This window comes from Leptothoe kymatousa TAU-MAC 1615 (assembly GCF_018739865.1).
In the GTDB taxonomy this organism is placed as follows: domain Bacteria; phylum Cyanobacteriota; class Cyanobacteriia; order Phormidesmidales; family Phormidesmidaceae; genus Leptothoe; species Leptothoe kymatousa.
The window spans coordinates 77,287-99,200 of the sequence record NZ_JADOER010000009.1; the positions used below are offsets into that span (position 1 = coordinate 77,287).

Consider the following 21,914-nt stretch of genomic DNA (forward strand, 5'->3'; position numbering starts at 1 on the left):
TATAAAAACTATAGCGAAAGTCTAGACTCCAGAGGACAGGGTACAACCAATTAACAAAAACTCTTAAGGCAAACTGAACCCACGTGAACGCTCGGCAAAATCAGCCCATAAAAATAGGGCAGGAACTATAGCAGGCCTGCCCCATGGAAATTAAAGACGTCAAATGCGATCAAAGACGAAGAAAATCTACTTCTTTTTCTTTTTGCCTTTTTTCTTATCAGACGCAGGAGCGGACTTTTTCTCTTCAGCAGGCGCTTCTGCTTTCTTTTTACCAGTTTGAGCAGCTACCTCTTCTGCAAAGTTTTCCTCTTTCTTTTCAATGCCTTCACCCAAAGTAAAGCGAGAAAAACGGCGAACTTGAATATTTTCACCCAAAGTTGCAACAGTCTGCTTGATCAGCTCTTCAATGGTCACATTCTGATCTTTGATGAAGGGCTGATCCATCAAAGACTTTTCTTTGAGGCCCTTCTCAATGCGGCCATCAACAATCTTGGCGCGAATATTCTCAGGCTTTTTAGCCAAATCTTCACGCCCCATCTCAATTTCTCGCTCGCGGGCAATGTCTGCTTCCGGAATGTCGCTAGTTTTAACCACCGTCACATTAGGACAAGCGGCAATCTGCATGGCAATATCACGGGCCAACGTTTGAAACTCGTCGCGACGCGCTACAAAGTCAGTCTCGCAGTTAACTTCAACCAGCACACCCACACGACCACCGGTGTGGATATAGCTGGCGACTAGACCCTCTGCAGCAACCCGACCTTCTTTCTTGGCAGCTGAGGTAATCCCTTTTTGCCGCAACCATTCAACAGCCTTTTGCAGATCGCCATCAGACTCCTGCAGGGCTTTCTTACAATCCATCATGCCTGCGCCAGTAGTATCACGCAGCTCTTTTACTTGCTTTGCAGAAATACCTGCCATTATTTCCTCCTACACTAACGTTATAAATTGCGTCAACAGACCTTACATAACTGGCTTCATCAGAAACTAGCTACGACTTAACACATCAGCAGCTGAGCCCGGTTGGACATCAGCTGCAAGGGTGCGAGAATCGAGGTTAACGTTGGACCTAATTAACCTTCTGCCACAGAATCGGCACTTGCCACAGGTGTTTCATCCGCTGCAGGCACTGCATCCGCTGCAGGTGCTTCATCCGCTGCAGGTGCTTCATCCGCCGCAGGTACTTCATCCGCCGCAGGTGCTTCACCAGCAGACGGTTGCTCATAATCATAGTCTTCTTCAGCACTTGGATAGTCGGCATAAATATCGCCGCCTTCACCACTTTCATCTTGGCGAGGCTGGCCGTGGGCTCCCTCGTAGATGGCGTTCGCAAGACTACCTAAAATCAGCTTGATTGAACGAATAGCATCGTCATTACCAGGAATAGGAATATCGACGACGTCAGGATCACAGTTAGTATCCAAGAGTGAAACGATGGGAATGCCAAGCTTTTGACATTCTTGAACAGCGTTATACTCACGCTTGATGTCAACCATGATGACCACATCTGGCAATCGACGCATCAACTTGATGCCGCCCAAATACTTCTGCAGTTTCTCTAACTCACGACGTAGAACCGCAGCCTCTTTCTTAGGCCGCAAGGCTAGCGCACCAGTTTCCTGCATACGTTCTAGCTCTTTCAAGCGCTCAACTCGAGTCTTAATGGTCGACCAGTTGGTGAGCATACCACCCAACCATCGCTGGTTAATGTAGTAAGAACCACAACGCTGAGCTTCTTCAGCCACAATGCCAGCGGCCTGACGCTTGGTGCCAACAAACAGAAACTTTTGACCCCTTTCCGCTGAGCTCCGCACAAATGAGTAGGCGTTATCGAGCAGCTGAGCGGTCTGAACTAAGTCAATAATATGAACACCGTTACGCGCGGTGAAAATATATTGATCCATTTTGGGGTTCCAACGGCGGGTCTGGTGACCAAAGTGAACCCCGGACTCAAGCAATTGAGCCAACGTTACAACAGGCATTTTTTTTCTCCTTTCGGGTTAAACCTCCACCTGGTGTGCATTCCAGCAATTTAACAAAGAACGAAAGCCCCCTTAAATTTGCTGCAACACCCGAAATAACCAAGTGTGTGAATTTTTCAAAGCTAAACTAGGGTAACACAGGACGTGCCTGAGCTTTTTGAGTAATACCAATGGTTCTGGTCAAGGGTACGAATTTGCTACCTACGGTTGCGATTTTGGGTAGGCTTTGAATGACCGATGACGTGTGTTTGATCTTCAATCTTCAAAGGCATAGGCTTGTCTCCTTTGATGCTGTCCGTCGTGAAATGAAGGCTTTTGGTGCTTATGACTGATTCACAACGCCCCGCTCCCATGCCATCCGCTCCACCGCCACCCCCCAAGCGTTCAGCACCACCACCGCCACCCCCCGGAATGGCGGCGGCCCGTGCAGGTGGCTCCCGTGCGGCGGCACCGCCTCCCATGCCAAAGTCTGCAGGCGGTGTTCGCGTTGGTAGTGGCCTGACCCTTGAGCGGCTTGTTCGTGAAGCCTTCGATAAAGGATTTTCTGATATTCACTTGGGTGTGGGCGAAGTACCTCGTTTTCGTAACCGTGGTGAAATTGACTCTACGGACTACCCAGAAACAGATGAGGCTACGTTTTATAGCTGGCTGGCTGAAATCCTAAAGCCGGATCAAATCCAAGACTTTAAACAGACGATGGATTTTGATGGGGCGGCCCATTTTGACTTCACCCGCGTGCGGATCAATATCTTCAATACTCTGCGCGGCCCTGCAATGGTCATGCGTCTGATTCCAGTCAAGATTTTGACGATTGATCAGTTGAACTTGCCGGTGGTGCTGAAAGACATTTGTCACTATCACAAAGGTCTGGTGCTGGTAACAGGCCCCACGGGCTCTGGTAAGTCCACATCGCTGGCCGCGATGATTGACTACATTAATACCGACATGCCCAAGCACATCATTACCATTGAAGACCCGGTGGAATTTGTGCACACCAGCCGCATGTCTTTGATCAAGCAGCGAGAAGTTGGCATTCACACCATGGAGTTTAAGAATGCGCTTAAGGCATCTCTGCGGGAAGATCCTGATGTGATTTTAGTGGGTGAAATTCGCGATCGCGAAACCGTTGACATCGCCCTGAAGGCAGCACAAACCGGACACCTCGTCTTTGGCACACTCCATACCAACAGCGCCGTTAAAACAGTGGAACGTGTCCTAGGTATGTATGAACCCGAGCAGCAAAGTGCCGTTCGAGTGTCCATTGCTGAATCCTTAGTAGCTGTCGTAGCCCAGGGGCTATGCCGCACCACTGATGGAAAACGGGCCGCATTCCACGAAATCTTGATCAATACCGATGCCATTAAGGACTACATCCAACGGGGTCAACTCGATGAAGTGGAAGCACTGCTGCCAAAATGCGGCTTTGACGGCATGTGTAACATGAACCAATCCCTTTACTCACTCTATGAATCCGGTCGGATTACCGAGGAAACAGCCCTAGAGATGTCACCTCGTCAAAATGAAATGGCGCAAATGCTACGAGGGCGAATTTAAAGCATCGCCCAGTAGTAATTCAGCTAAAATTTGCCATCCAGCCTTGCTCGCCAGGGCTGGATTTTATTTTGCAATGCTAATGGCAGCCAATGATCGTATTGAGGATAAATGGGCAATCTGGGTTTCAAGCTGTAGCCATGGGCCAGCAGCAAATCAGACAATTCCCCCAATCTCTGATGGGGATAAGTGGGGTTCACTTCATCTAAAGGACCAATACCCCCTAAATCAGAAACACCAGCCTCGATACAAGCCAAGATCGTGTCCGGAGAGCTGACCAAATTGGGAGGAATTTGAATCGCAATATCTTCAGGCAAAAGAGCTCTGGCGCATTTTACTGCGGCAATCAACATAGCATCGTCACAGGGCTGACCGGCCAACTGTTGAGACGCCCCAGGTTGATGCGGCTGCAAAATCACCTCTTGAATATGACCATAGCGTCGATGCAACGTTGCGATCGCCCGCAAAGACGCATCCCAGTCAGCCCTAGTCTCACCTATCCCCAAAAGCAAACCAGTTGTAAAAGGAATTCTGAGCTGACCGGCCCAAGTCAACTGCTGCAATCTCACCGCTGGTAACTTGCTTGGAGCATGGCGATGCACCGTTTTCAACAAACTTGGAGTTAGCTGCTCCAGCATTAACCCCATCGAAACATTAACCAATTTAAGACTTTGCATTTCCTGCAAACTTAATGGCCCCACATTAGTGTGGGGCAAAAACCCCGACTCTAAGGCCATCACACACAGCTGCTCAATCCTCTCCAGCCAGCTTGAACGCCTTGAACTCCGTGGATGCACCTCCCCACTCAGGATCAGAATTTCGATCGCCTCAACTTTATCAAGAATCGCTTTAGCCGACGCCAGACTAAGCCAACTATCCTGCCCAGGCGACACCCTGAAATTGCAGTAACTACAGTGATTGAAGCACTCGTAAGTAGGCACCAATGTATAGGCGGGACTATACGTTATGCGGGAAACCAAATTACCCAAAGCAGCTAATTATTTTTACAAAAAAGTGAGCAACCACTCATACGAAAAATAGGAATTTCAATAGGCCTAAACAGTAATAACACGACAAAAAGACAACCAAGACACGCTGACAACCGACACAGCGAAACCAAAAAAAGACTGTAAATAGGTAGTTTCAGCGACACAAGGGTAGCATCACGTACTACTCAAAGAACATGGGCAATCATTTGGCCTAAAATTCTACGCGTATTAAAAAGTTTACAAAAGTAGTTATTTATTCTAAGATAGATACAAGTAGGTAATCACCTACTGTCGTACCTCGACAATATTCATAGGATTCATAAATCATGACGACTACTCTACAGCAGCGCCAAAGCGCTAACCTGTGGGAGCAGTTCTGCCAGTGGGTAACTAGCACTGAAAACCGCCTATACGTAGGTTGGTTCGGCGTGCTAATGATCCCCACTCTGCTAGCTGCTACTGCTTGCTTCGTAATCGCCTTCGTCGCTGCTCCTCCCGTTGACATCGACGGTATCCGTGAGCCCGTTGCCGGTTCTCTTATCCTAGGTAACAACATCATTTCTGGTGCTGTTATTCCTTCCTCCAACGCTATCGGTCTGCACTTCTACCCCATCTGGGAAGCTGCTTCTCTAGATGAGTGGTTGTACAACGGTGGCCCTTACCAGTTGGTAATTTTCCACTTCCTCATTGGCGTTTTCTGCTACATGGGTCGTGAGTGGGAACTTTCCTACCGCTTGGGTATGCGTCCTTGGATCTGTGTTGCTTACTCTGCTCCTGTAGCAGCTGCAACTGCAGTATTCTTGATCTACCCCATCGGTCAGGGTTCTTTCTCTGATGGTATGCCTCTAGGTATCTCTGGTACCTTCAACTTCATGCTTGTTTTCCAAGCTGAGCACAACATCCTTATGCACCCCTTCCACATGATGGGAGTTGCTGGTGTATTTGGTGGTTCTTTGTTCTCCGCTATGCACGGTTCTCTGGTAACTTCCTCCTTGGTTCGCGAGACCACTGAGGTTGAGTCCCAGAACTATGGTTACAAGTTTGGTCAGGAAGAAGAGACTTACAACATTGTTGCCGCTCACGGTTACTTCGGCCGTTTGATCTTCCAGTACGCTTCCTTTAACAACAGCCGTTCCTTGCACTTCTTCTTGGGTGCTTGGCCCGTTGTTGGTATCTGGTTCACCGCACTGGGTATCTCCACAATGGCGTTCAACCTAAACGGTTTCAACTTCAACCAGTCCATCATCGACTCTCAGGGTCGTGTTGTTAGCACTTGGGCTGACGTTATCAACCGCGCCAACCTTGGTATGGAAGTAATGCACGAGCGTAACGCTCACAACTTCCCCCTAGACTTGGCTGCTGGTGAAGCTGCTCCTGTTGCTATGGTTGCTCCTTCCATCAACGCGTAGTCATCTTGATTGCGTAGTCTAGTTTAAGTAAAAAGCCTCCCTCGTTTGAGGGAGGCTTTTTTGCTTTTAAAGGTTTTTTTGCCTTACGACTCAATTCAGCGATGGTAGAAATTATTCATAAACGGGTTTCCCCGGCTGGGCACAATGCAATAATACGAACTTTGCAGCATATGGATAATTACGGCATCCGGAGAATAGGCTGACACTGCTGGAGATCCACCTGAAGCCATCAGCATAAACCTCAGGAGCAAGCCCCCGGATGTATGTCGTCACCAACCGTAATCTACAGCCCAATGCCCGTCCAGAAGAACGCTTTGGCGCCACATTCAACCGTAAGGGTCCCCATGAGCTGCGTCTAGCAGAAGCCCAAAAGGTGGGCGATCGCTGGCAGGTGGAAATTTTGGAAGACCGGGTAACCCACAACGGCGAAGAAATGTGGGCCAGTGAAGCCGCATTTTTAAAAGCGCAGCAACGCATGGGCCAAAATAAAACCAACGCCCTATTTTTTGTCCATGGATTTAATACAGCATTTAGCGATGCCCTAGAAATTGCCCATCGCATTGAGCGATTGTATAACCTAGAAATGGTTTTATTTACCTGGCCTTCCAATGGGGGCGGCACGGTTGAAGGTTTGGTCAGCTATCAGGATGATAAGCGCGATGCCGCCATCTCCATCGGCGCATTTGACCGATGCCTTGAAAAAATGGCTACCTACTTTCTCAAGCACAGGGATAACGCCTGTGGGTGCAAGTTTAATCTAGCCATGCACAGCATGGGCAATTATCTCTTTAAGCGATTGTTGTCGTCCTCAATTTATCAAGGAGAGACCCAGCTATTTGACAACATTGTCATGCTGGCAGCCGATGTCAACAACGAAGACCACGCAACATGGGTAGACCGGGTGCGTTTTCGCAATCGATTGTTTATTACCATCAATGAGGATGATACGGCCCTGTTAGCATCAAAGGCACTGGCAGGCGATGAACAAAAAGCAAGGTTGGGCCACTGGACCCGGAATTTAACCGCCCGCAATGCCACCTATTTAGACTTTACCGATTCGGCCCAAATTCAAGCGCACCACAATTATTTTACGGATGAGAGCGCCTTGAGAAATAGCCGGATTAAGGACGTCTTTTCGCGGGCGTTTAACGGACAAAAAGCAGAACGGGGCCTAGAATTTGATTCGGGCACAGGGGCATATCGGATTTTGTAACGGTTGCTTAAGTCCTTGACGCCGTCGTTGCTTAAGTCCAACGACGGCGTTTTTGTTCATACAGACAAATAGATAGAAAACACAACAAAATAGAATATTTAGAGACTTGGGATTAACGCCCCCAGGGATAAACACAAGGTTTTATCCTTGGGGGTTCATTCTATGGAACTCAGTGATTTATTCAAAAAGCGTGTGGGTAATGGCGTATATATATTAAGCAAAGCCGGATTAGCTAATTATTTCAGAGTAGATTGATATATCTGAACCTCTAGAAAGTTCTCATCTACTGTTTTACAGCGTTTGTGCATTGGGTGCTATGCCACGCGCGCATTTTCGATTTTCTAATCTATCAAGACTGTTGTGAAAAACAATTGTTTCACCAAATTCTTCGGCTTTGGATTGAGCATTGTCAGTATTCTGATGTTGCAGACCTCAGCCAATGCACAAACTTTAACATGGGCTAGGATCGAACTACTGCGTAATCGCGTACATCTTGTTTCTAAAGGTCGCACGGCAAGACGTGCTCGAATTTTTGACCAACTCAGTGTGGGAGATGCCCTCCGCACGTCTGCGTCGTCACGAGCTGAATTACGATTTAATGATGGTTCTTTGGCTCGCATTGGTTCTCACGCCACATTTAGATTCACTCCAAATACCCGCAATTTTCAGCTATCTAACGGTACAGTGTTGATGCTGGTGCCGCCTGGACATGGCCGTTCTACCATTCAAACCCCTAATGCAGTCACTGGTATTCAAGGGTCAGCATTATTTGTTCGATTTATTCCAGAAACCAACACCACCATTATTGGTGCTTTAACAGACAATCCTGGTGGACCGATGATGGCCTACAATCAGGACGGTTCGCAACAACAACCATTATCTTCTGGGCAGTTGGTGGTGGTAAACAACAATTCCGTTAGGCCACCTGTAGAGTTTGATCTTAGAACTTTCTATGAAACCAGCGGATTAGCCGAGGGTCTCAACCTCAATAACCCCAATGGTTCAATTGAGTCTGACGACCTAGATGCAGTGAGACAAGAGATCAAGGATGCCATCGAAAAACAAGCCCCATTATCAGACAGGGCAACTAGTAGTGCAACCTTTTCGGTACCTGCTTCAAGTTCTGGAAGTAATGATTTTTCCGAAGAACAAACAGACAGCTTTGCCAACTCAGAGACTGCGTTCAAAAACTCTCCTGCTGCTACCTTTCTAGGGGAAGTTCCAGCGCCCACACAATTGTCCGAGACAACTTCACCCAATGATGGTGGCACCAATGTACCCCTACCTTCCATAGATGAGATTCCACAAACAGCAGATATTGAAAGCAGCATTAGTTCTGATCTAGGGCTACCAAATAATGGTGCTGCTGCCAGTACATCCCCGCCCTTAAATGGCACGCCGCCTGGGTTAGGGGGCAATGTCCCCCCAGGGCAAGGTGGCACACCGCCTGGGTTAGGGGGCAATGTCCCCCCAGGACAAGGTGGCACACCGCCTGGGCAGGGTGGCACACCGCCTGGGTTAGGAGGCAATGTCCCCCCAGGACAAGGGGGCACACCGCCTGGGTTAGGGGGCAATGTCCCCCCAGGGCAAGGGGGCACACCGCCTGGGTTAGGGGGCAATGTCCCCCCAGGGCAAGGGGGCACGCCGCCTGGGCAGGGTGGCACACCGCCTGGACAGATTAATTAACTTCGTCATTGTGGATAATGTCTATCTGTATCGTTGTGATTACCTAGAGGTCTGCCACGAATAAGTTTGAGGGTGAGGCTAGCAAAAAGTTAACCGCGATGATTTTAATTTTGAACACGCCCTAGGCTCAATTTAGCTTTGACGGCTGTACTAAGTTTAGGTAACCACAACAGTTCTCTTACTAAACCGGCCCAGCAACATGGGAATCGTTGAAGGTGATGGTGTGGCCAGATGGCTCGGTAACGTCAAAAGAGCTATGGACCCCACCTTTTTTGATGGATGTTGTTGTGTAGCCAGCGTTTTTCAATAGCCCATGATGCAAATCTAAATCATCGACCATCAGGTCAAAGCTCACCTGATTAGGACGAGGAAGCATTTTCTTGATTAGGACTAGGTGGGTGCCGCCTCTTAACTCAAGGATGGCCATTCCTGGCATGTGGGCCACTTTGCGCATACCAATGAATTCAAAGAATTCAAGGGATTTGCCGAAGTTCGAAACATGTAAGCTGACGTGACCGATTGCTACGGCAGGACGTGGATCCGCCGGGGTTGAGGTTTGGGGTGAGGGGTTGGTTGTTGTATATGTCATGTTGTTGGTTGTAGAGAATAGTTAGATGTGATTATTGCGGTATTCCGTAGAACACGTGCATTGCAACGGTGATGCGTTCCCAGATACCGAGGATATATTTTTACCTGTTGGGTGGTTCTAGCATTTTGCTGAGGACATTTGCTTGTGTTAAAAACCACGGTAAATTAGATGCACTATTTTCAACAAGTAGTCATTTTTTTGTGACTATGGTGGGGAATGTTGTCTAATGAAATTTGGGCTCTCAGGGTAGGGTGGAAAGCCGTACCTCTAGAACATGCGGTAGAAAGCAACAAGAAAATCAATTATGAACGACTATGGCAAACAAATTTCTGAAAATTCATGTCCGGTTACCTATTGTTTGAGTGTAATCGGTGGCAAGTGGAAGCCGGTGATTTTGTTTTTGATTAGCCAGGATATTAATCGGTTTGGTCAGCTGCAGCGGCAGATCGATGGCATTAGTAAGCAAATGCTGACCAAGCATTTACGGGAGTTGGAAGAGGATGGGGTGCTCCATCGTAAGGTGTTTGATGAGGTGCCGCCCAGGGTGGAGTATACGCTGTCGGAACGTGGGAAGAGTTTGTGGCCGGTGATTAAGGCGATGCGGGATTGGGGAAATCAGCAGTTGGCGAAACAGTAGGGTGAACACCCCAGGCACGGCCCACCATGCCAATATTCGTTGCGATATGAAATATCCCCACATTCCCAATCGCATTGGAACATTGCGGTTGTATTAACCAGTTAACCGCCATTTGCCTGCCGTGGCAACGGCCCGCGGAATATCGCTGTTCTTAAACAGTTGCCAAAATGCCCCAACGCCCCCACCGGCCAAACCACCGGTCATAATTACTTTGAGTGCAATATCGGCAATTTTCTCGTTTAGGGATGGTTTAGGGTTAGGGCTGCCCATCATGGCATTGTTTGTCTGGGGAACTTGCCGAAATATTAACCCACTTCCACCGGTTCTGGTACCGGTGAATTGGTCCAGTAGCGGGCGTGCATGCGATCGCAATATGCCCCAAGATTCTCCAACTTCAGCCCATACTCTTGCATGGGCGACCCCACCGACGCCCGCAACAGATTTACCAGGGTGCCATATCCGGTCGCATCCAGGCTGGTGGGCTGGTCTCCCATTAGGTAGGGCTGGTCGCCCAGAAAATCACTAATGGCCTGTATATCCTGAATGCCAATGTCGTAGACCTCTTCACGACTGTGACGCCCCATGCCCTGGCCATAGATATCCCGTAGGGCATTCCGCCGCACCACATTGGGCACCAACCACTTGATCGGCACGGGCAAGTGGGCAAAAAACTGTTCTCGCACCACGGCCCAGGCTTCTTCTTCGGCCCAGCGGCTATAGAACATCGCCCAGTACAAATTCTCTTCCATCAGTCGCCGCATCCCGAGCATGATCGACTTTTGCCCAGCACTCAGATGCCGATCTAACGGGTCACCGTAGGTATCTTTGAGGTAGTTAATGATAAAACTAGAATCTGGAATGACCCGTCCCTGATCTTCAATATAGGGAAACTTCTTTTTCGGCGCCTTGAGCACATCGGCATTGGCGGCCACCTGATATGGCAACTCCGTCATCCGCAGGTAGGTTTCTAACTTAAGGCATGGAGGACTGGGACAACGAATTCCCAAGGAAGATGGAAACTGGTAAAGCGTAATCATGACGTCCTACAATGCGGCATTAGCCTAAGGGTAGAGGCCCCAGGCAGCAACAGCACAGACAAGTTACGAGATGTTGTGAAATGAAAAAAAGGGACAAACACCGACAAAGGCCAGACCGAAAATAGTCGCTGAGGAGCAAGCATCTGGGTAGTGGTAAAACGGCCTAGTGCAGCGTCAGAACTAAAAATTGAAGTAAGGACAGGGAGGGGGGAATCGCGAGTGGGGTATGAGGTTAGCAGCATTTTGCTAATCACTCATCGATGCTAAATTTTAGTCTTGACAGACCACTAGCTAAAGACAGGGTTAGTCAGCATGGGACAGCTGGGTAGGAATTTGGATGCGAAACATTGTTTTATTGTTGCTAGACTCACAGGTGAGACAACCCTGGTGATGCTCTACTACAATTTGGTATGAAATCGATAAGCCTAGGCCGGTACCTTTGCCAGGGGGTTTTGTGGTGAAAAAAGGATCAAACATACGTTTGATTACCGACTCTGGCACCGTAGGCCCGTTGTTGGCAATGCTCACGTCTACATTAGAACTGTTGGTTTGTAACGTAATCTCCACGGTCGGGGCTTCCACCTGATGTTCATGGAGGGCATCGATGGCATTGCTGATGATATTCATAAATACCTGGTTCAGCTGAGCGGGATAGCATTCCACGGTGGGAATATCGTTGTAACGTTTAATGATTTCAACGGCGGGAACGTCACCATCGGCCTTTAGCCGGTGCTGCAAGATCAGTAGGGTACTGTCGATACCCGCCGCTAGGTCTACGGCTTTGACTTCGGCTTCGTCCAATCGGGCAAAGTTCTTCAAAGAGGAGACGAGTTCTAAAATTCGCGTACTGCCGTTGGAAAGAGAATAGAAAATCTTAGGTAGATCTTGGATAACAAATTCTAGGTCGGAATCTTTGGTTAAAGATACCAATGAATCGGGTAAATCTGGATGCTGTTGATAGGCGTCCAATAGCCGCAGTAAATCGCCAACATATTCTTCAAGGTGGGCGATATTACCATGGATAAAGGTGACAGGATTGTTGATTTCATGGGCCAGACCGGCCACTAACTGCCCCAGGCTAGACATTTTCTCTCCTTGCACTAGCTGTAGCTGGGTGGTGCGCAGGGTGTCTAATGTGGTCATTAACTCGTCCGCCTGCTGGCGAGTTGCTTTTAATAGGGTGGCCTGCTGAATGGCCAACCCCATTTGGGCGGCAATTTGAGCCATTAGGTCTACGTCGCCAGACTGCCAGCGGCGGGGACCATCGTTTTGATATCCGGTCAATAGGCCCCACAGATTTTCACCTTGAAAAATGGGTGCGATCGCATAGGCCTTTGCCTGGAATTGTTCTAGTAGTTGAATGTGGCACTCGGTGTAGCCGGCGGTATAGATATCATCTACGGTAAATGTCTCTTGGTGGCGGTAGCGCCCCCCGAGGGTATCTTCCAAGAACGTATCCTTAATGGCTGTCAGCGTTCCCACCAGGGCATCCCATTCTTGACCGACGGATTCCGCAACAAACTGCCCGCTCCAATCGGGGGCAAACTGGTAAATGGCCACCCGATCTAACTCTAGTAAATGCCGAACTTCCCGGGTCGTGGTTTGAAAAATTGTTTCAATATCGAGAGATTGCCGAATTTTGTTGACCGTCCTGGCAATGAGGTTTTGTCGTTCTAGCAATTGTTCACGGGTTTTAGCCGCTGCCGCCCGCGCGCTTTGCTGCTGCATTTTCTTTAGATAGTCAGCCTGTTGAATGGCAACACCCAGGTGTTCTACAAGCAGCTGAACAAATTCAATGTCTTCTTGGGCCCAGTGGCGCGGTCCCTCGCACTGGTGAATACAGAATAGGCCCCAAAGCTTGTTTTCGATGTTGATGGGCACGACTAAATTGGCGCGGATTTCAAACTGTTCTAGAATTTGTCGGTGACAATCTTGCAGGTCGCTTTTGGTAATGTCTGAAATAGCATGGTATCGACCTTGGACATAAAGCGGAGCAAAGCGATCGCTAAAGCAATGATCGTGCACATGTTTATCGAGGGTGGATTGCCAACGGGCCCCCACTGACTCGGCAATAAAGGACCCTTCCCAGTCCTGGGTCGGATCAAATTTGAAAATACCGACGCGATCGCTATCGAGGAGATGGCGCACTTCTTGGGCCGTAGTTTTAAAGATGCGATGGATATCCTGGGATTGGCGAATACGAGAAATGGCCTGTACCAGAATCTTTTGGCGATCGGAGCGTTCTTTGACCACCTGTAAATATTTGGCTTGCTGAATCGCCACCCCCAGCTGCTCGGCAATGCAGTTAACAAATTCCACCTCATCTTCTTGCCAATACCTGGGGTTTTCGCACTGATGCACACAGAGCAATCCCCACAGCTCGGTTTGGCTGGTCAAAATTGGTACCACCAGGTTGGCGCGGACTTCAAACTTCTCTAAAATTTGAATGTGACAATCTTGCAGATCGTGGTTGTAAATATCTGGAATGCTACAGTATCTTCGCTGGGGGTATAGGGCCGCAAATTTTTCACCAAAACAATGGTCGTGCACTGGATTTGCCAGGGCCGACTTCCAGGGAGCCCCTACGGATTCGGCAATGAATTCACCTTCCCAGTCTTGTTCGGGGGCGAACTTAAAAATGCCGACACGGTCTGCATCTAGCAGGTGCCGCACTTCCTGGGCCGTAGTTTTAAATGTGCGAAACAGGTCTTGGGATTTACGGATTTGGCCCAGCACCCGCACCAGCACTTTTTGTCGATCGGAACGGGCTTTGACAGCTTGTAAATATTCGGCCTGTTGGATGGCTATGCCAAGCTGTTCACCAATGGAGCTGACAAAGTCAATTTCGTCGGCTTTCCAATCCCTGGGACCTTCACATTGGTGGACACACAGGAGTCCCCACAGGGTTTTCCCTTTAACGATGGGAACGACCATATTGGCCCGCACCTGAAACTGGGACAAAATTTGAATATGGCAGTCCTGCAAACCATGGTCGTAAATATCTGCGATCGCATGGGTTTTACCTTGCACATATAGGGGGGCAAAATCGTCACTAAAGCAGTGGTCATACACTGGACTTGCTAGGGCCGATTTCCAACTAGCCCCCACCGATTCTGCTACAAATTCGCCTTCCCAATCTTGATGGGGATAGAAATAAAATATCGCGACGCGATCGGCTTCTAAAAGTTGTCGGATTTCACTAGTCGTAGTCTTAAAGATACGGTGCAGATCCTGGGACTGCCTAATCCGAGTTACCACACGAAATAAAGCTGCTTGCTGAGACTCAGGACTATTGAAAGTTAAGGAAGCCGGCATAAACCAAGACCTAGTAAATACACATCTCTCGGACCAGAAGAATCCAGAATTTACCGTTTACTTTAATATTCCCGACCAGCTCTCACAGTTAGCAATACTACCTATGGCCCACGTTTAGCCGCCAATAGAGACCACCGATATAGCAAGTATAGGCACCGCTGACAAACAATACTATAGACTAACCATCAAATTCACATCACATTACACAATGACAACCTGGATCCATGTACCCGGCAAACTTATTTCAGGCCATGGCGTGGCCTCGGGCCAAGGGGGAGACCCACGTTTTCCCGGCGGTACGATTCGGATGCAACGGCCTGCATTTAAAGCCCTAGGGCTGGATCTTAGTCGCTATTTTCCCGGCACCCTCAACATTTCTATTCACCCCCAGCAGTACAGCATCCAGCAGGCAAAATATACGTTCAAACAGGTAAAGTGGGCGGACCATGCTCCCCCAGAAGATTTTTCATTTTTTGATTGTTGGCTCATGCTAGAAAGTGCCCAGCGCATTCCGGGATTAATCTACTACCCCCATCCAGAAACAAAGCCTGAGCATTTTCAAGACGGTGCCACCCTGGAAGTGATAACAGAATTTATCGACGGATTAAGCTATGGCATGGGCATGGGCATCGAACTAGATCAGAGTCAAATCCGGGTATGGCTGCTATAAAATCCATTACCGTATATCTGAAAAACGAACCTGGTAAACCGGCACAGAGTCTGGCTGGGGGAAAATCGAAATCTCATTCACCCTGCCCTGGTAGTAATACGGATGAATAGTATCTAGCTCAGGCGGTTGTTCAAATGCATAGTAAAGGACAGCGGCTTCTTGATGTAGCTGGCTGGAGGTGATGTAGCCCACCAATGCATGTTCAAAGGTGTGATAGCCATTTTTCCAAGGCCATTGTTTCGGAAAATCTTCCATGGGCTCATCGGTGGAGGCATCAATGTTGTTCCAGACCTCACCGAATTGCGGATCAACAAAATAGTTAAACCAGTAGTTGTAGGTCCCTGGGAGATATTTTGCCACCGTTGGCTCTGACAACGCCAAGGACGCCGTAAACTGATCTAGCTCAGCGTGCACCCACCAGGAGCGGGTCTCATTGATGGTACCATCGGGCAAAACACCGGAAGCCCAAGTCTCTGGAGCTGACAAATAGGCGCGCTCAAGGATTTTTGGACCGTTGTTCACAGCAAAATCCACCAAAGTTTGGTTACCGCTCAGGATACCAATCATGCGCATAAACCACATGGTTTTGATGGAGTGGCCAAAGTCAGTCTCTTCTAACAGGCTGGAAGTATCTGGGGAGAGTGCTGACAACAGAAATAGATTTTCTTCTTGTAGATAGAACTGGTCGAGCATAATTTCCGATAGCCAAACCATATCTTGGGTCCATTCTGTTCGCTCCGGCTCCGGCAAAATGGGTGCTAGCAACATCATGTAGGCATTGAGCTGATCCAGCTGGGCCACCAACATTTTATCGAGGGCGTTCCCCCATTCGCCGTCTTGTAGCTGCCATTGCAAAATACCCAGCTCAGCATTGTAATAGGTATCAAAGATAAACTCTTTGAGGGCCAGAATATCGGGTAGTACCTCTGGATCGCGGGTGAGGTAGTAGTAATAGCCAATGCCCATGAGCGCATAGGCCTGTCCTTGGGGGTTGCGATCTTCTAAGGCTGGCTCCCACTCGTTACTTTCAGCACTCCACAAGCCATAGGCACCCCCTGCTTCGCGATCAAACGCATGCTGTCTAAAATAGTCAACCCCCGCTTTGGCATAGTCTAAATATTGGCGTTCCCCGGTTAGGTGAAAGGCAACGCCATAGGTGTAGATCTGTCGCGATAGGGAAACAACATACTGCTCCTCTTTAATCAGCCAATCATTTTCAAATCCTTGAACTTCCGCGCAGGGGTTTTCTGGATTCACCAGGGTGCCATTGTCACATCGCACTGAGGGAAAGTTACCCATGGGGTCACCGAGGGCCGTGGGTAAGGTCCAAAAGGGAAGTAAGTCGTCTTGAACGTGGTTTAACCATTGCTGCCCCGTGGGGATGGCCTGCGACAACGCCTCCGTTGCCGTAGCGTCAGGCATAGTTTCCGGCAACGGCGCGGGGGAGGCTAGAGCCGCCCCTGAATTGGCCCCTTGGGACCAGGGTGGCAACGGTGGTGGTGGCATGGTTGCGGCTACCGCATCAACGCCCCACATCCCCACGGCCAATGCCAATGCGCTGATATTTGAACGACACACAAATCGATGGTTCATCTTTGAGGATGCCCTCAATGCTTTAAGTTTATGGACCGGTATCCATCAACTTAGGTTGCTAAGTTTGCCATTGTTAACATTGCGGCACTAGGCCATGGCCCAATGTGGCTGCACCGCTTTGCTAGAGCCGTTAGCGGCGGCCGGAACGCTGATGGTGGGTGCCACACCGGCCCGCTCTAGAATTTCTGGAATCAGGTCTTCGCGACGGATGGCCATGATATGGACACCCTGGCAAAGCGATTGGGCCAGTTTTACCTGTTCGGCAGCGATGGTAATGCCTTCTTGTAGGGGGTCATCCGCCGCCGCCAGGCGATTGATAATGGCTTCAGGGATATGCACTCCGGGCACGTTGCGGTTGAGAAATGCTGCATTTTTGGCAGACTTTAGCAAAAAGATGCCGGCTAAGACGGGCTTTTGGGCTGGAGCGGCGATTTGGGTCATAAATTTGTCCAGACGGTCAAAGTCGGAGATGAGCTGACTCTGGAAAAATTGAGCCCCGGCCTCTACCTTGCGTTCAAATCGTTTTTGCAAACCGGACCAGCTGGGGCACTGGGGGTCCACGGCGGCACCGGCAAAAATATCGAGGGCACCATTGGGCATGGGTTTTTCGTTGAAGTCTACCCCTTGGTTCAAGAGGCCAATGGTGCGCAGCAGTCGCACGGATTCTAAGTCGAACACGCCACGGGCTTTGGGGTTATCCCCTGCTTTTACCGGGTCTCCCGTCAGGGCCAACACGTTATGAATGCCGAGGGCGTGGGCCCCCATGAGATCGGCCTGGAGGGCAATGCGGTTGCGATCGCGGCAGGCCATTTGGCAAATGGGTTCAATGCCTTCCTGCTTGAGTAATACCGCCGCCGCTAGGGACGACATCCGCATCACCGCCCGGCTGCCATCGGTGATATTTACACCGTGCACCCGTCCCTTTAGCAATTTGGCCATTTCTACCATATGGCTGGCGTCGCCACCCTTGGGGGGCATCACCTCAGCGGTGATGATGAATTGGTTAGCTGCGATCGCAGACTGTAGCAAAGAGGACGGTGTATGGGAGCGATTAGTCATAACCATAAAAGTGACGTATTAAATAAAGGTGACGTTGCTATCTGCAAAAAGGTCAATTGTTCACACCTAGGGTGGAAACTAGGTATGCCAATGCCCTTGTCTCCAGCAACAGCAAAAAACATAAGGTGGCGATCAGCAGCCAGCGATAAAAAGCATCATTAATTGGGGACCCAGCCGATAGTTGGGCCCCGTCCCCCCTGGGTGAGACGCTACCCACAGCAGTAGAAACGGTTATTCCAAAGCTGCTGGAATTCAGACTAGAGGCGATAGAATTTAGGCCCCTGCTAAATTCAGCATTCTCCATTCGGGATTGGCCAGTTCACATGGCTATTCCATAATTATACCTATGGGACTAACCACCCCCTGCCAGATAATGCTACAGAGGTCTGGCATAGCCCAAGGCGTCCTTCACTTTGGTCAGGGTTTGGTCGGCGATGGTAGTCGCTTTTTCGTTGCCCTTTTTAAGCACCGACTCCAGGTAGCCCCGGTCATCCATCAGGGCCTGATACTTTTCTTGGATGGGCTGTAGCGCTGCGATCGCAGTTTCCGTCAGCAACGGCTTAAACTGGCCCCAGCCCATATCGGCACATTCCGCCGCCACCGCATCCTTTTCCTTACCCGACAGCAGCATATACAGCGTCAGCAGGTTATTACACTCAGGCCGTTCCGGGTTACCAAACTCCAGACCGCGCATGGGGTCCGTCTTACACTTCTTAATTTTCTTCTTAATCAGGTCGGGGGTATCACCAATTTCGATGCGGCTCAGTTCCGACGGGTCCGACTTAGACATTTTTTTCGTCCCATCCGTCAGGCTCATCACCCGCGCCCCATCGGCCCGAATCAGCGCATCGGGCACCTTCAACACCGGCTGCTTTTTCTTCCCAAACTGGTGGTTTAGCCGCACCGCAATATCCCGCGTCAGCTCAATGTGCTGCTTTTGGTCTTCGCCCACCGGCACCAAGTCCGGCTCATAGAGCAAAATATCCGCCGACTGTAGTACCGGGTAGTCCAACAGACCCACGCTGACATTTTCCCCCTGCTTTACCGCCTTTTCCTTAAACTGAATCATCCGCTCCAGCCAGTTCAAAGGCGTAATGCAGTTAAAGATCCAGGCCAGCTCGCTATGGGCACTTACATGGGACTGCACAAACACCGTGGAACGCTCCGGGTCAATGCCACAGGCCAGGTAGGCCGCCGCCACCTTATAGGTATTCTCCGCCAGCAGCTTCGGATCGTGGGGCACCGTAATGGCATGGAGGTCCGCTAAAAATAGGAAGCAATCGTATTCATCCTGCATCCCCTCCCAGTTGCGAATCGCCCCCAGGTAGTTTCCCAAATGTAAATTGCCAGTGGTTTGAATGCCTGAAAGAATACGCTTTTTAGTCATGAAGGAGAGTGGGCACAGCCCACGGATAAAAGGTTAAAGGGAAATGGGCGATTGAAAACCGCAGATTCCCATGTAGGGATATTGATTGATGGGGCCCCCGCCGCAAACCCGATGGCAGAACGTATCCCATCGGGAGGACGTCTTCTGAAAGATTTTATAAGACCACAGAGGATTTCTAGAAACAAGTTTGATATTCCCTGGCGGCAGCCCCCTAATCCGGGAAATACAGTTCATTGAAGTCGGACTATGTACCCTTTCCGACTTCCGCATTCCGCATTCCGACTTTCGAACACCAACAGACACAGGGCCTATCTCCACAAAATTATCCATACCTTAAAAACTCAGCCCTACCGATCCTCGGATCGACCCTTGGCCTATGATGGAAAACTGCCAAGTCGTTTTCCTGCACCCATGGCCAAGTGGACTCTCAAAACAGAATTTACCTTTGACGCGGCCCATTACATCAAAGACTATACTGGCCCCTGCGGTCGCATGCATGGCCACACCTACCGGGTCCGCATGGAGGCCGCCGCCCCCAAACTCCACAGTTCCGAATATTGCCCCCACGAAGTCATGGTCACCGATTTTCGCACCCTGCGCTGGGCCAAGCTGGATGTGGAAAAGGGCGGTTTGGACCACTGCGTACTCAACGAAGTCATGCCCGAAGGGTACGAAACCACCGCAGAAATGATTGCCAAATATATCTATGACAAAACATCCCAGGAGCTACCCGATGGCGTCACGCTGAAAGTGTGCGTGTCGGAAACGCCGGACTCCTGGGTGGAATACGAGGAGGATTGATGACTTCGATGGAAACGGTGGGCCGTGCCCACCCTGCAAATGTTGGAACTGCAAATGTTGGAACGGCGGGCCATGGCCACCCTACGGCCTATCCCATTGTGGAAACATTCCATTCGGTGCAGGGGGAAGGTGTTTGGACAGGCACCAATGCATTCTTTATCCGCCTGGCCGGGTGCGATGTGGGCTGTCCCTGGTGCGACACCAAAATCTCCTGGAGCACTAAACCCCATGCCCCCATCAACCTTGGGGAGTTGGTACACCAGGCCCAAGCGGCCCAGCCCTTTATGGTGGTGATTACCGGTGGTGAACCGCTGATGCACAATCTGTTGCCATTGACCCAGTCCCTGCAACAGGCCGGACTCCGGCTGCACCTAGAAACCTCAGGGGCCCATCCCTTAAGCGGTGACTTCGACTGGATTTCCCTCTCCCCCAAACGGTTTAAGCCACCCCAGCCCGAAATCTATGCCCATGCCCATGAGCTTAAGGTGGTGATTGCTAACTCAGACGATTTAGGGTGGGCAGAGGCCCAAGCGGCCCAGGTGCCGGAGACGACGGTAAAGCTGTTGCAGCCGGAGTGGACCAGCGATCACAGCCAGCAGCTGGTGTTGGACTATGTGAAACAACATCCAGCCTGGCGCATTAGTTTACAAACCCACAAATTTCTGGGGGTGAGGTGACCGTTCCTTTCGACTCCGCTCAAGGAACGACTTTTCCCAAGGCATGGGCTTAGGGCCTGTTAAAAATTAAAATCATGGTCTTTTTCCTTAAACGCATGGCTTAACAAGCCTTTTCGGATTAAGCCGTGAATTAGTTGCTTAACAGCGCCTTAGAACACCACCATTGCTGGCAGAGCAGAACCAACGCCAACCCATAGAACAGTTATACAAATTAAACGATGAAAAAAGCTGTTGTTTTACTCTCCGGTGGTCTAGATTCTGCCACGGCGGCAGCCCAATCCATTGCCGATGGTTATCGGCCCATTGCCCTATCGTTCCGCTACGGTCAGCGCCACGACCGTGAGCTGGTGGCCGCTAAGGTAATCGCTAGTCATTTGGCCATTGACCCACATTTTATTGTGGATGTGAACCTGGCCCAGTGGGGGGGATCGTCCCTGACGGATACGCAACAAACGCTGCCCCAAGATGGGGTGGTCACCGATGTGATTCCGTCCACCTATGTGCCGGGTCGCAATACGGTATTTATTTCCTTGGCCCTATCCCTGGCGGAGGCCCAAGGGGCCGAGGCGATTTATCTGGGCATCAATGCGGTGGATTATTCCGGCTATCCTGACTGTCGCCCCGAGTATTTAGAGGCGTTTCAAAAACTGGCCAGTCTCTCTTCCAAGGTGGGGGTGGAGGGTACGCCCATTGAGCTAAAAGCTCCCCTGGTGATGGATTCGAAGGTGGATATTGTCAAGCGGGCGGTGGCGCTGGGGGTGCCGATTCCTGAAACCTGGTCCTGTTATGCCGGTGGAGATAGGCCCTGTGGTAAGTGCGATTCCTGTCGAATTCGTGATCAGGCATTAGTCGAAGCGGGCTATCCGCAATGGGTCAGTTCTCACTAGTTGAATAGCAATGTTAATAACTTCTAAGAGACTGAGGGGGGGGGTTTTGACTATATTGCTCCAGGTCAATACCACCAAAGTCTTCCATAATCAGCCCATAGCCATTACCCCAGATCTCCAGACTGAGAGGACGAACAATTCCCTCAATCGGCAGATTTTTTGCGACCGTATATTGATTTCGAAACCTTACAAGTTCACTAAAGTTCGGATACTTCTGGGTCAGAGTCTTAATCACCACAGACTGCTGAGTTGCTATCTTTAAAGCTCGATATACTGTTGTTCGAGGGCCTTGATTAAGCGTCTCAACACAGGCATAGCCAGGTAGATGAGGGGGAGTAATCGGTACGGCAGTAATGCTCATTACTGGGTTTAAAGATGTGTCTGATCATATCTAGAATTCCCTTGAATTCGGTGTCTTGTACTTGTGCAGGA

General features: G+C 49.8%; 20 protein-coding genes. 9 read left to right on the plus strand and 11 right to left on the minus strand.

Features of this window, described 5'->3' with window-relative positions:
• Window positions 1–186 precede the first annotated feature (186 nt).
• Together tsf and rpsB are read right to left on the minus strand one after the other, a co-directional pair.
• Window positions 187–921 carry a translation elongation factor Ts gene (gene tsf / locus IXB28_RS10240; protein WP_215618484.1) on the minus strand — a complete coding sequence of 245 codons (735 nt, stop codon included), beginning with the start codon at window positions 919–921 and terminating at the stop codon, window positions 187–189.
• A 152-nt stretch (window positions 922–1,073) separates the two neighbouring features.
• The gene (rpsB, locus tag IXB28_RS10245) at window positions 1,074–1,982 is read right to left on the minus strand and encodes a 30S ribosomal protein S2 (protein ID WP_215618485.1); all 909 of its coding nucleotides are present in this window, start codon (window positions 1,980–1,982) and stop codon (window positions 1,074–1,076) included.
• 324 nt (window positions 1,983–2,306) lie between these two features.
• On the opposite strand from rpsB, the gene IXB28_RS10250 reads away from it, so the two are divergent.
• Window positions 2,307–3,536, plus strand: a complete 1,230-nt coding sequence (locus tag IXB28_RS10250) for a type IV pilus twitching motility protein PilT (protein WP_215618486.1) — start codon at window positions 2,307–2,309, stop codon at window positions 3,534–3,536.
• A 23-nt stretch (window positions 3,537–3,559) separates the two neighbouring features.
• On the opposite strand, the gene cofG is transcribed toward IXB28_RS10250, so the two are convergent.
• Window positions 3,560–4,513: a 7,8-didemethyl-8-hydroxy-5-deazariboflavin synthase subunit CofG gene (gene cofG / locus IXB28_RS10255; RefSeq protein ID WP_215618487.1), complete on the minus strand. Its 954-nt coding sequence runs from the start codon at window positions 4,511–4,513 to the stop codon at window positions 3,560–3,562.
• A gap of 335 nt (window positions 4,514–4,848) precedes the next feature.
• Here cofG and psbA point away from each other — a divergent pair, with 335 nt between their 5' ends.
• The 3 genes from psbA (at window position 4,849) to IXB28_RS10270 (ending at window position 8,830) form a co-directional block, all read left to right on the plus strand.
• Window positions 4,849–5,931, plus strand: a complete 1,083-nt coding sequence (gene psbA, locus IXB28_RS10260) for a photosystem II q(b) protein (protein WP_215618488.1) — start codon at window positions 4,849–4,851, stop codon at window positions 5,929–5,931.
• Between the two features lie 259 nt (window positions 5,932–6,190).
• Window positions 6,191–7,144, plus strand: coding sequence for an alpha/beta hydrolase (locus IXB28_RS10265; RefSeq protein WP_215618489.1), 954 nt, complete (start codon window positions 6,191–6,193; stop codon window positions 7,142–7,144).
• A gap of 420 nt (window positions 7,145–7,564) precedes the next feature.
• Window positions 7,565–8,830: a FecR family protein gene (locus IXB28_RS10270; RefSeq protein WP_215618490.1), complete on the plus strand. Its 1,266-nt coding sequence runs from the start codon at window positions 7,565–7,567 to the stop codon at window positions 8,828–8,830.
• Between the two features lie 181 nt (window positions 8,831–9,011).
• On the opposite strand, the gene IXB28_RS10275 is transcribed toward IXB28_RS10270, so the two are convergent.
• On the minus strand, window positions 9,012–9,284 hold the full coding sequence (locus IXB28_RS10275; RefSeq protein WP_215618491.1) for a hypothetical protein: 273 nt from the start codon (window positions 9,282–9,284) through the stop codon (window positions 9,012–9,014).
• Between the two features lie 439 nt (window positions 9,285–9,723).
• On the opposite strand from IXB28_RS10275, the gene IXB28_RS10280 reads away from it, so the two are divergent.
• Entirely contained in the window at window positions 9,724–10,056 is a 333-nt protein-coding gene (locus tag IXB28_RS10280) for a winged helix-turn-helix transcriptional regulator (RefSeq protein WP_215618492.1), read from the plus strand.
• Window positions 10,057–10,149: 93 nt separating this feature from the next.
• On the opposite strand, the gene IXB28_RS10285 is transcribed toward IXB28_RS10280, so the two are convergent.
• The 3 genes from IXB28_RS10285 to IXB28_RS10295 form a co-directional block, all read right to left on the minus strand.
• A complete protein-coding gene (locus IXB28_RS10285; RefSeq protein WP_215618493.1) occupies window positions 10,150–10,329 on the minus strand; it encodes a hypothetical protein in 180 nt (59 codons plus the stop codon).
• Window positions 10,330–10,361: 32 nt separating this feature from the next.
• A complete protein-coding gene (locus tag IXB28_RS10290; protein WP_215618494.1) occupies window positions 10,362–11,093 on the minus strand; it encodes a glutathione S-transferase family protein in 732 nt (243 codons plus the stop codon).
• Between the two features lie 303 nt (window positions 11,094–11,396).
• A complete protein-coding gene (locus tag IXB28_RS10295; protein WP_215618495.1) occupies window positions 11,397–14,408 on the minus strand; it encodes a GAF domain-containing sensor histidine kinase in 3,012 nt (1,003 codons plus the stop codon).
• A 208-nt stretch (window positions 14,409–14,616) separates the two neighbouring features.
• Between IXB28_RS10295 and IXB28_RS10300 the strand changes: the two genes are divergently transcribed.
• Entirely contained in the window at window positions 14,617–15,078 is a 462-nt protein-coding gene (locus IXB28_RS10300; protein WP_215618496.1) for a hypothetical protein, read from the plus strand.
• 6 nt (window positions 15,079–15,084) lie between these two features.
• Here IXB28_RS10300 and IXB28_RS10305 read toward each other — a convergent pair whose 3' ends face one another.
• From IXB28_RS10305 to trpS, 3 genes are all read right to left on the minus strand, one after another.
• Window positions 15,085–16,671 carry an AGE family epimerase/isomerase gene (locus tag IXB28_RS10305; protein ID WP_215618497.1) on the minus strand — a complete coding sequence of 529 codons (1,587 nt, stop codon included), beginning with the start codon at window positions 16,669–16,671 and terminating at the stop codon, window positions 15,085–15,087.
• A gap of 87 nt (window positions 16,672–16,758) precedes the next feature.
• On the minus strand, window positions 16,759–17,730 hold the full coding sequence (locus IXB28_RS10310) for a methylenetetrahydrofolate reductase (RefSeq protein ID WP_215618498.1): 972 nt from the start codon (window positions 17,728–17,730) through the stop codon (window positions 16,759–16,761).
• A gap of 376 nt (window positions 17,731–18,106) precedes the next feature.
• Window positions 18,107–19,117 (minus strand): tryptophan--tRNA ligase, encoded by a 1,011-nt coding sequence (gene trpS, locus IXB28_RS10315; RefSeq protein ID WP_215618499.1) that lies wholly within the window; start codon window positions 19,115–19,117, stop codon window positions 18,107–18,109.
• A 411-nt stretch (window positions 19,118–19,528) separates the two neighbouring features.
• Here trpS and IXB28_RS10320 point away from each other — a divergent pair, with 411 nt between their 5' ends.
• The 3 genes from IXB28_RS10320 to queC all read left to right on the plus strand — a co-directional run bounded on the left by IXB28_RS10320 (window position 19,529) and on the right by queC (window position 21,482).
• Window positions 19,529–19,918 carry a 6-pyruvoyl trahydropterin synthase family protein gene (locus IXB28_RS10320; RefSeq protein WP_215618500.1) on the plus strand — a complete coding sequence of 130 codons (390 nt, stop codon included), beginning with the start codon at window positions 19,529–19,531 and terminating at the stop codon, window positions 19,916–19,918.
• Entirely contained in the window at window positions 19,918–20,595 is a 678-nt protein-coding gene (locus tag IXB28_RS10325; protein WP_246559733.1) for a 7-carboxy-7-deazaguanine synthase QueE, read from the plus strand. The genes IXB28_RS10320 and IXB28_RS10325 overlap by 1 nt, the downstream gene beginning before the upstream one ends.
• Before the next feature lie 218 nt (window positions 20,596–20,813).
• Window positions 20,814–21,482, plus strand: a complete 669-nt coding sequence (gene queC, locus IXB28_RS10330; protein ID WP_215618501.1) for a 7-cyano-7-deazaguanine synthase QueC — start codon at window positions 20,814–20,816, stop codon at window positions 21,480–21,482.
• A gap of 13 nt (window positions 21,483–21,495) precedes the next feature.
• On the opposite strand, the gene IXB28_RS10335 is transcribed toward queC, so the two are convergent.
• On the minus strand, window positions 21,496–21,843 hold the full coding sequence (locus tag IXB28_RS10335; RefSeq protein WP_215618502.1) for a serine/threonine-protein kinase: 348 nt from the start codon (window positions 21,841–21,843) through the stop codon (window positions 21,496–21,498).
• Window positions 21,844–21,914 lie beyond the last annotated feature (71 nt).

Coding starts and splice junctions, on each gene's coding strand:
- IXB28_RS10270 (WP_215618490.1), top strand. CDS start 7,565: ATGTTGCAGACCTCAGCCAATGCACAAACTTTAACATGGGCTAGGATC.
- trpS (WP_215618499.1), bottom strand. CDS start 19,117: ATGACTAAAAAGCGTATTCTTTCAGGCATTCAAACCACTGGCAATTTA.
- IXB28_RS10295 (WP_215618495.1), bottom strand. CDS start 14,408: ATGCCGGCTTCCTTAACTTTCAATAGTCCTGAGTCTCAGCAAGCAGCT.
- IXB28_RS10310 (WP_215618498.1), bottom strand. CDS start 17,730: ATGACTAATCGCTCCCATACACCGTCCTCTTTGCTACAGTCTGCGATC.
- IXB28_RS10300 (WP_215618496.1), top strand. CDS start 14,617: ATGACAACCTGGATCCATGTACCCGGCAAACTTATTTCAGGCCATGGC.
- IXB28_RS10320 (WP_215618500.1), top strand. CDS start 19,529: ATGGCCAAGTGGACTCTCAAAACAGAATTTACCTTTGACGCGGCCCAT.
- rpsB (WP_215618485.1), bottom strand. CDS start 1,982: ATGCCTGTTGTAACGTTGGCTCAATTGCTTGAGTCCGGGGTTCACTTT.
- IXB28_RS10280 (WP_215618492.1), top strand. CDS start 9,724: ATGAACGACTATGGCAAACAAATTTCTGAAAATTCATGTCCGGTTACC.
- IXB28_RS10265 (WP_215618489.1), top strand. CDS start 6,191: ATGTATGTCGTCACCAACCGTAATCTACAGCCCAATGCCCGTCCAGAA.
- psbA (WP_215618488.1), top strand. CDS start 4,849: ATGACGACTACTCTACAGCAGCGCCAAAGCGCTAACCTGTGGGAGCAG.
- IXB28_RS10325 (WP_246559733.1), top strand. CDS start 19,918: ATGACTTCGATGGAAACGGTGGGCCGTGCCCACCCTGCAAATGTTGGA.
- queC (WP_215618501.1), top strand. CDS start 20,814: ATGAAAAAAGCTGTTGTTTTACTCTCCGGTGGTCTAGATTCTGCCACG.
- tsf (WP_215618484.1), bottom strand. CDS start 921: ATGGCAGGTATTTCTGCAAAGCAAGTAAAAGAGCTGCGTGATACTACT.
- IXB28_RS10305 (WP_215618497.1), bottom strand. CDS start 16,671: ATGAACCATCGATTTGTGTGTCGTTCAAATATCAGCGCATTGGCATTG.
- IXB28_RS10275 (WP_215618491.1), bottom strand. CDS start 9,284: ATGCGCAAAGTGGCCCACATGCCAGGAATGGCCATCCTTGAGTTAAGA.
- IXB28_RS10285 (WP_215618493.1), bottom strand. CDS start 10,329: ATGATGGGCAGCCCTAACCCTAAACCATCCCTAAACGAGAAAATTGCC.
- IXB28_RS10290 (WP_215618494.1), bottom strand. CDS start 11,093: ATGATTACGCTTTACCAGTTTCCATCTTCCTTGGGAATTCGTTGTCCC.
- IXB28_RS10250 (WP_215618486.1), top strand. CDS start 2,307: ATGACTGATTCACAACGCCCCGCTCCCATGCCATCCGCTCCACCGCCA.
- IXB28_RS10335 (WP_215618502.1), bottom strand. CDS start 21,843: ATGAGCATTACTGCCGTACCGATTACTCCCCCTCATCTACCTGGCTAT.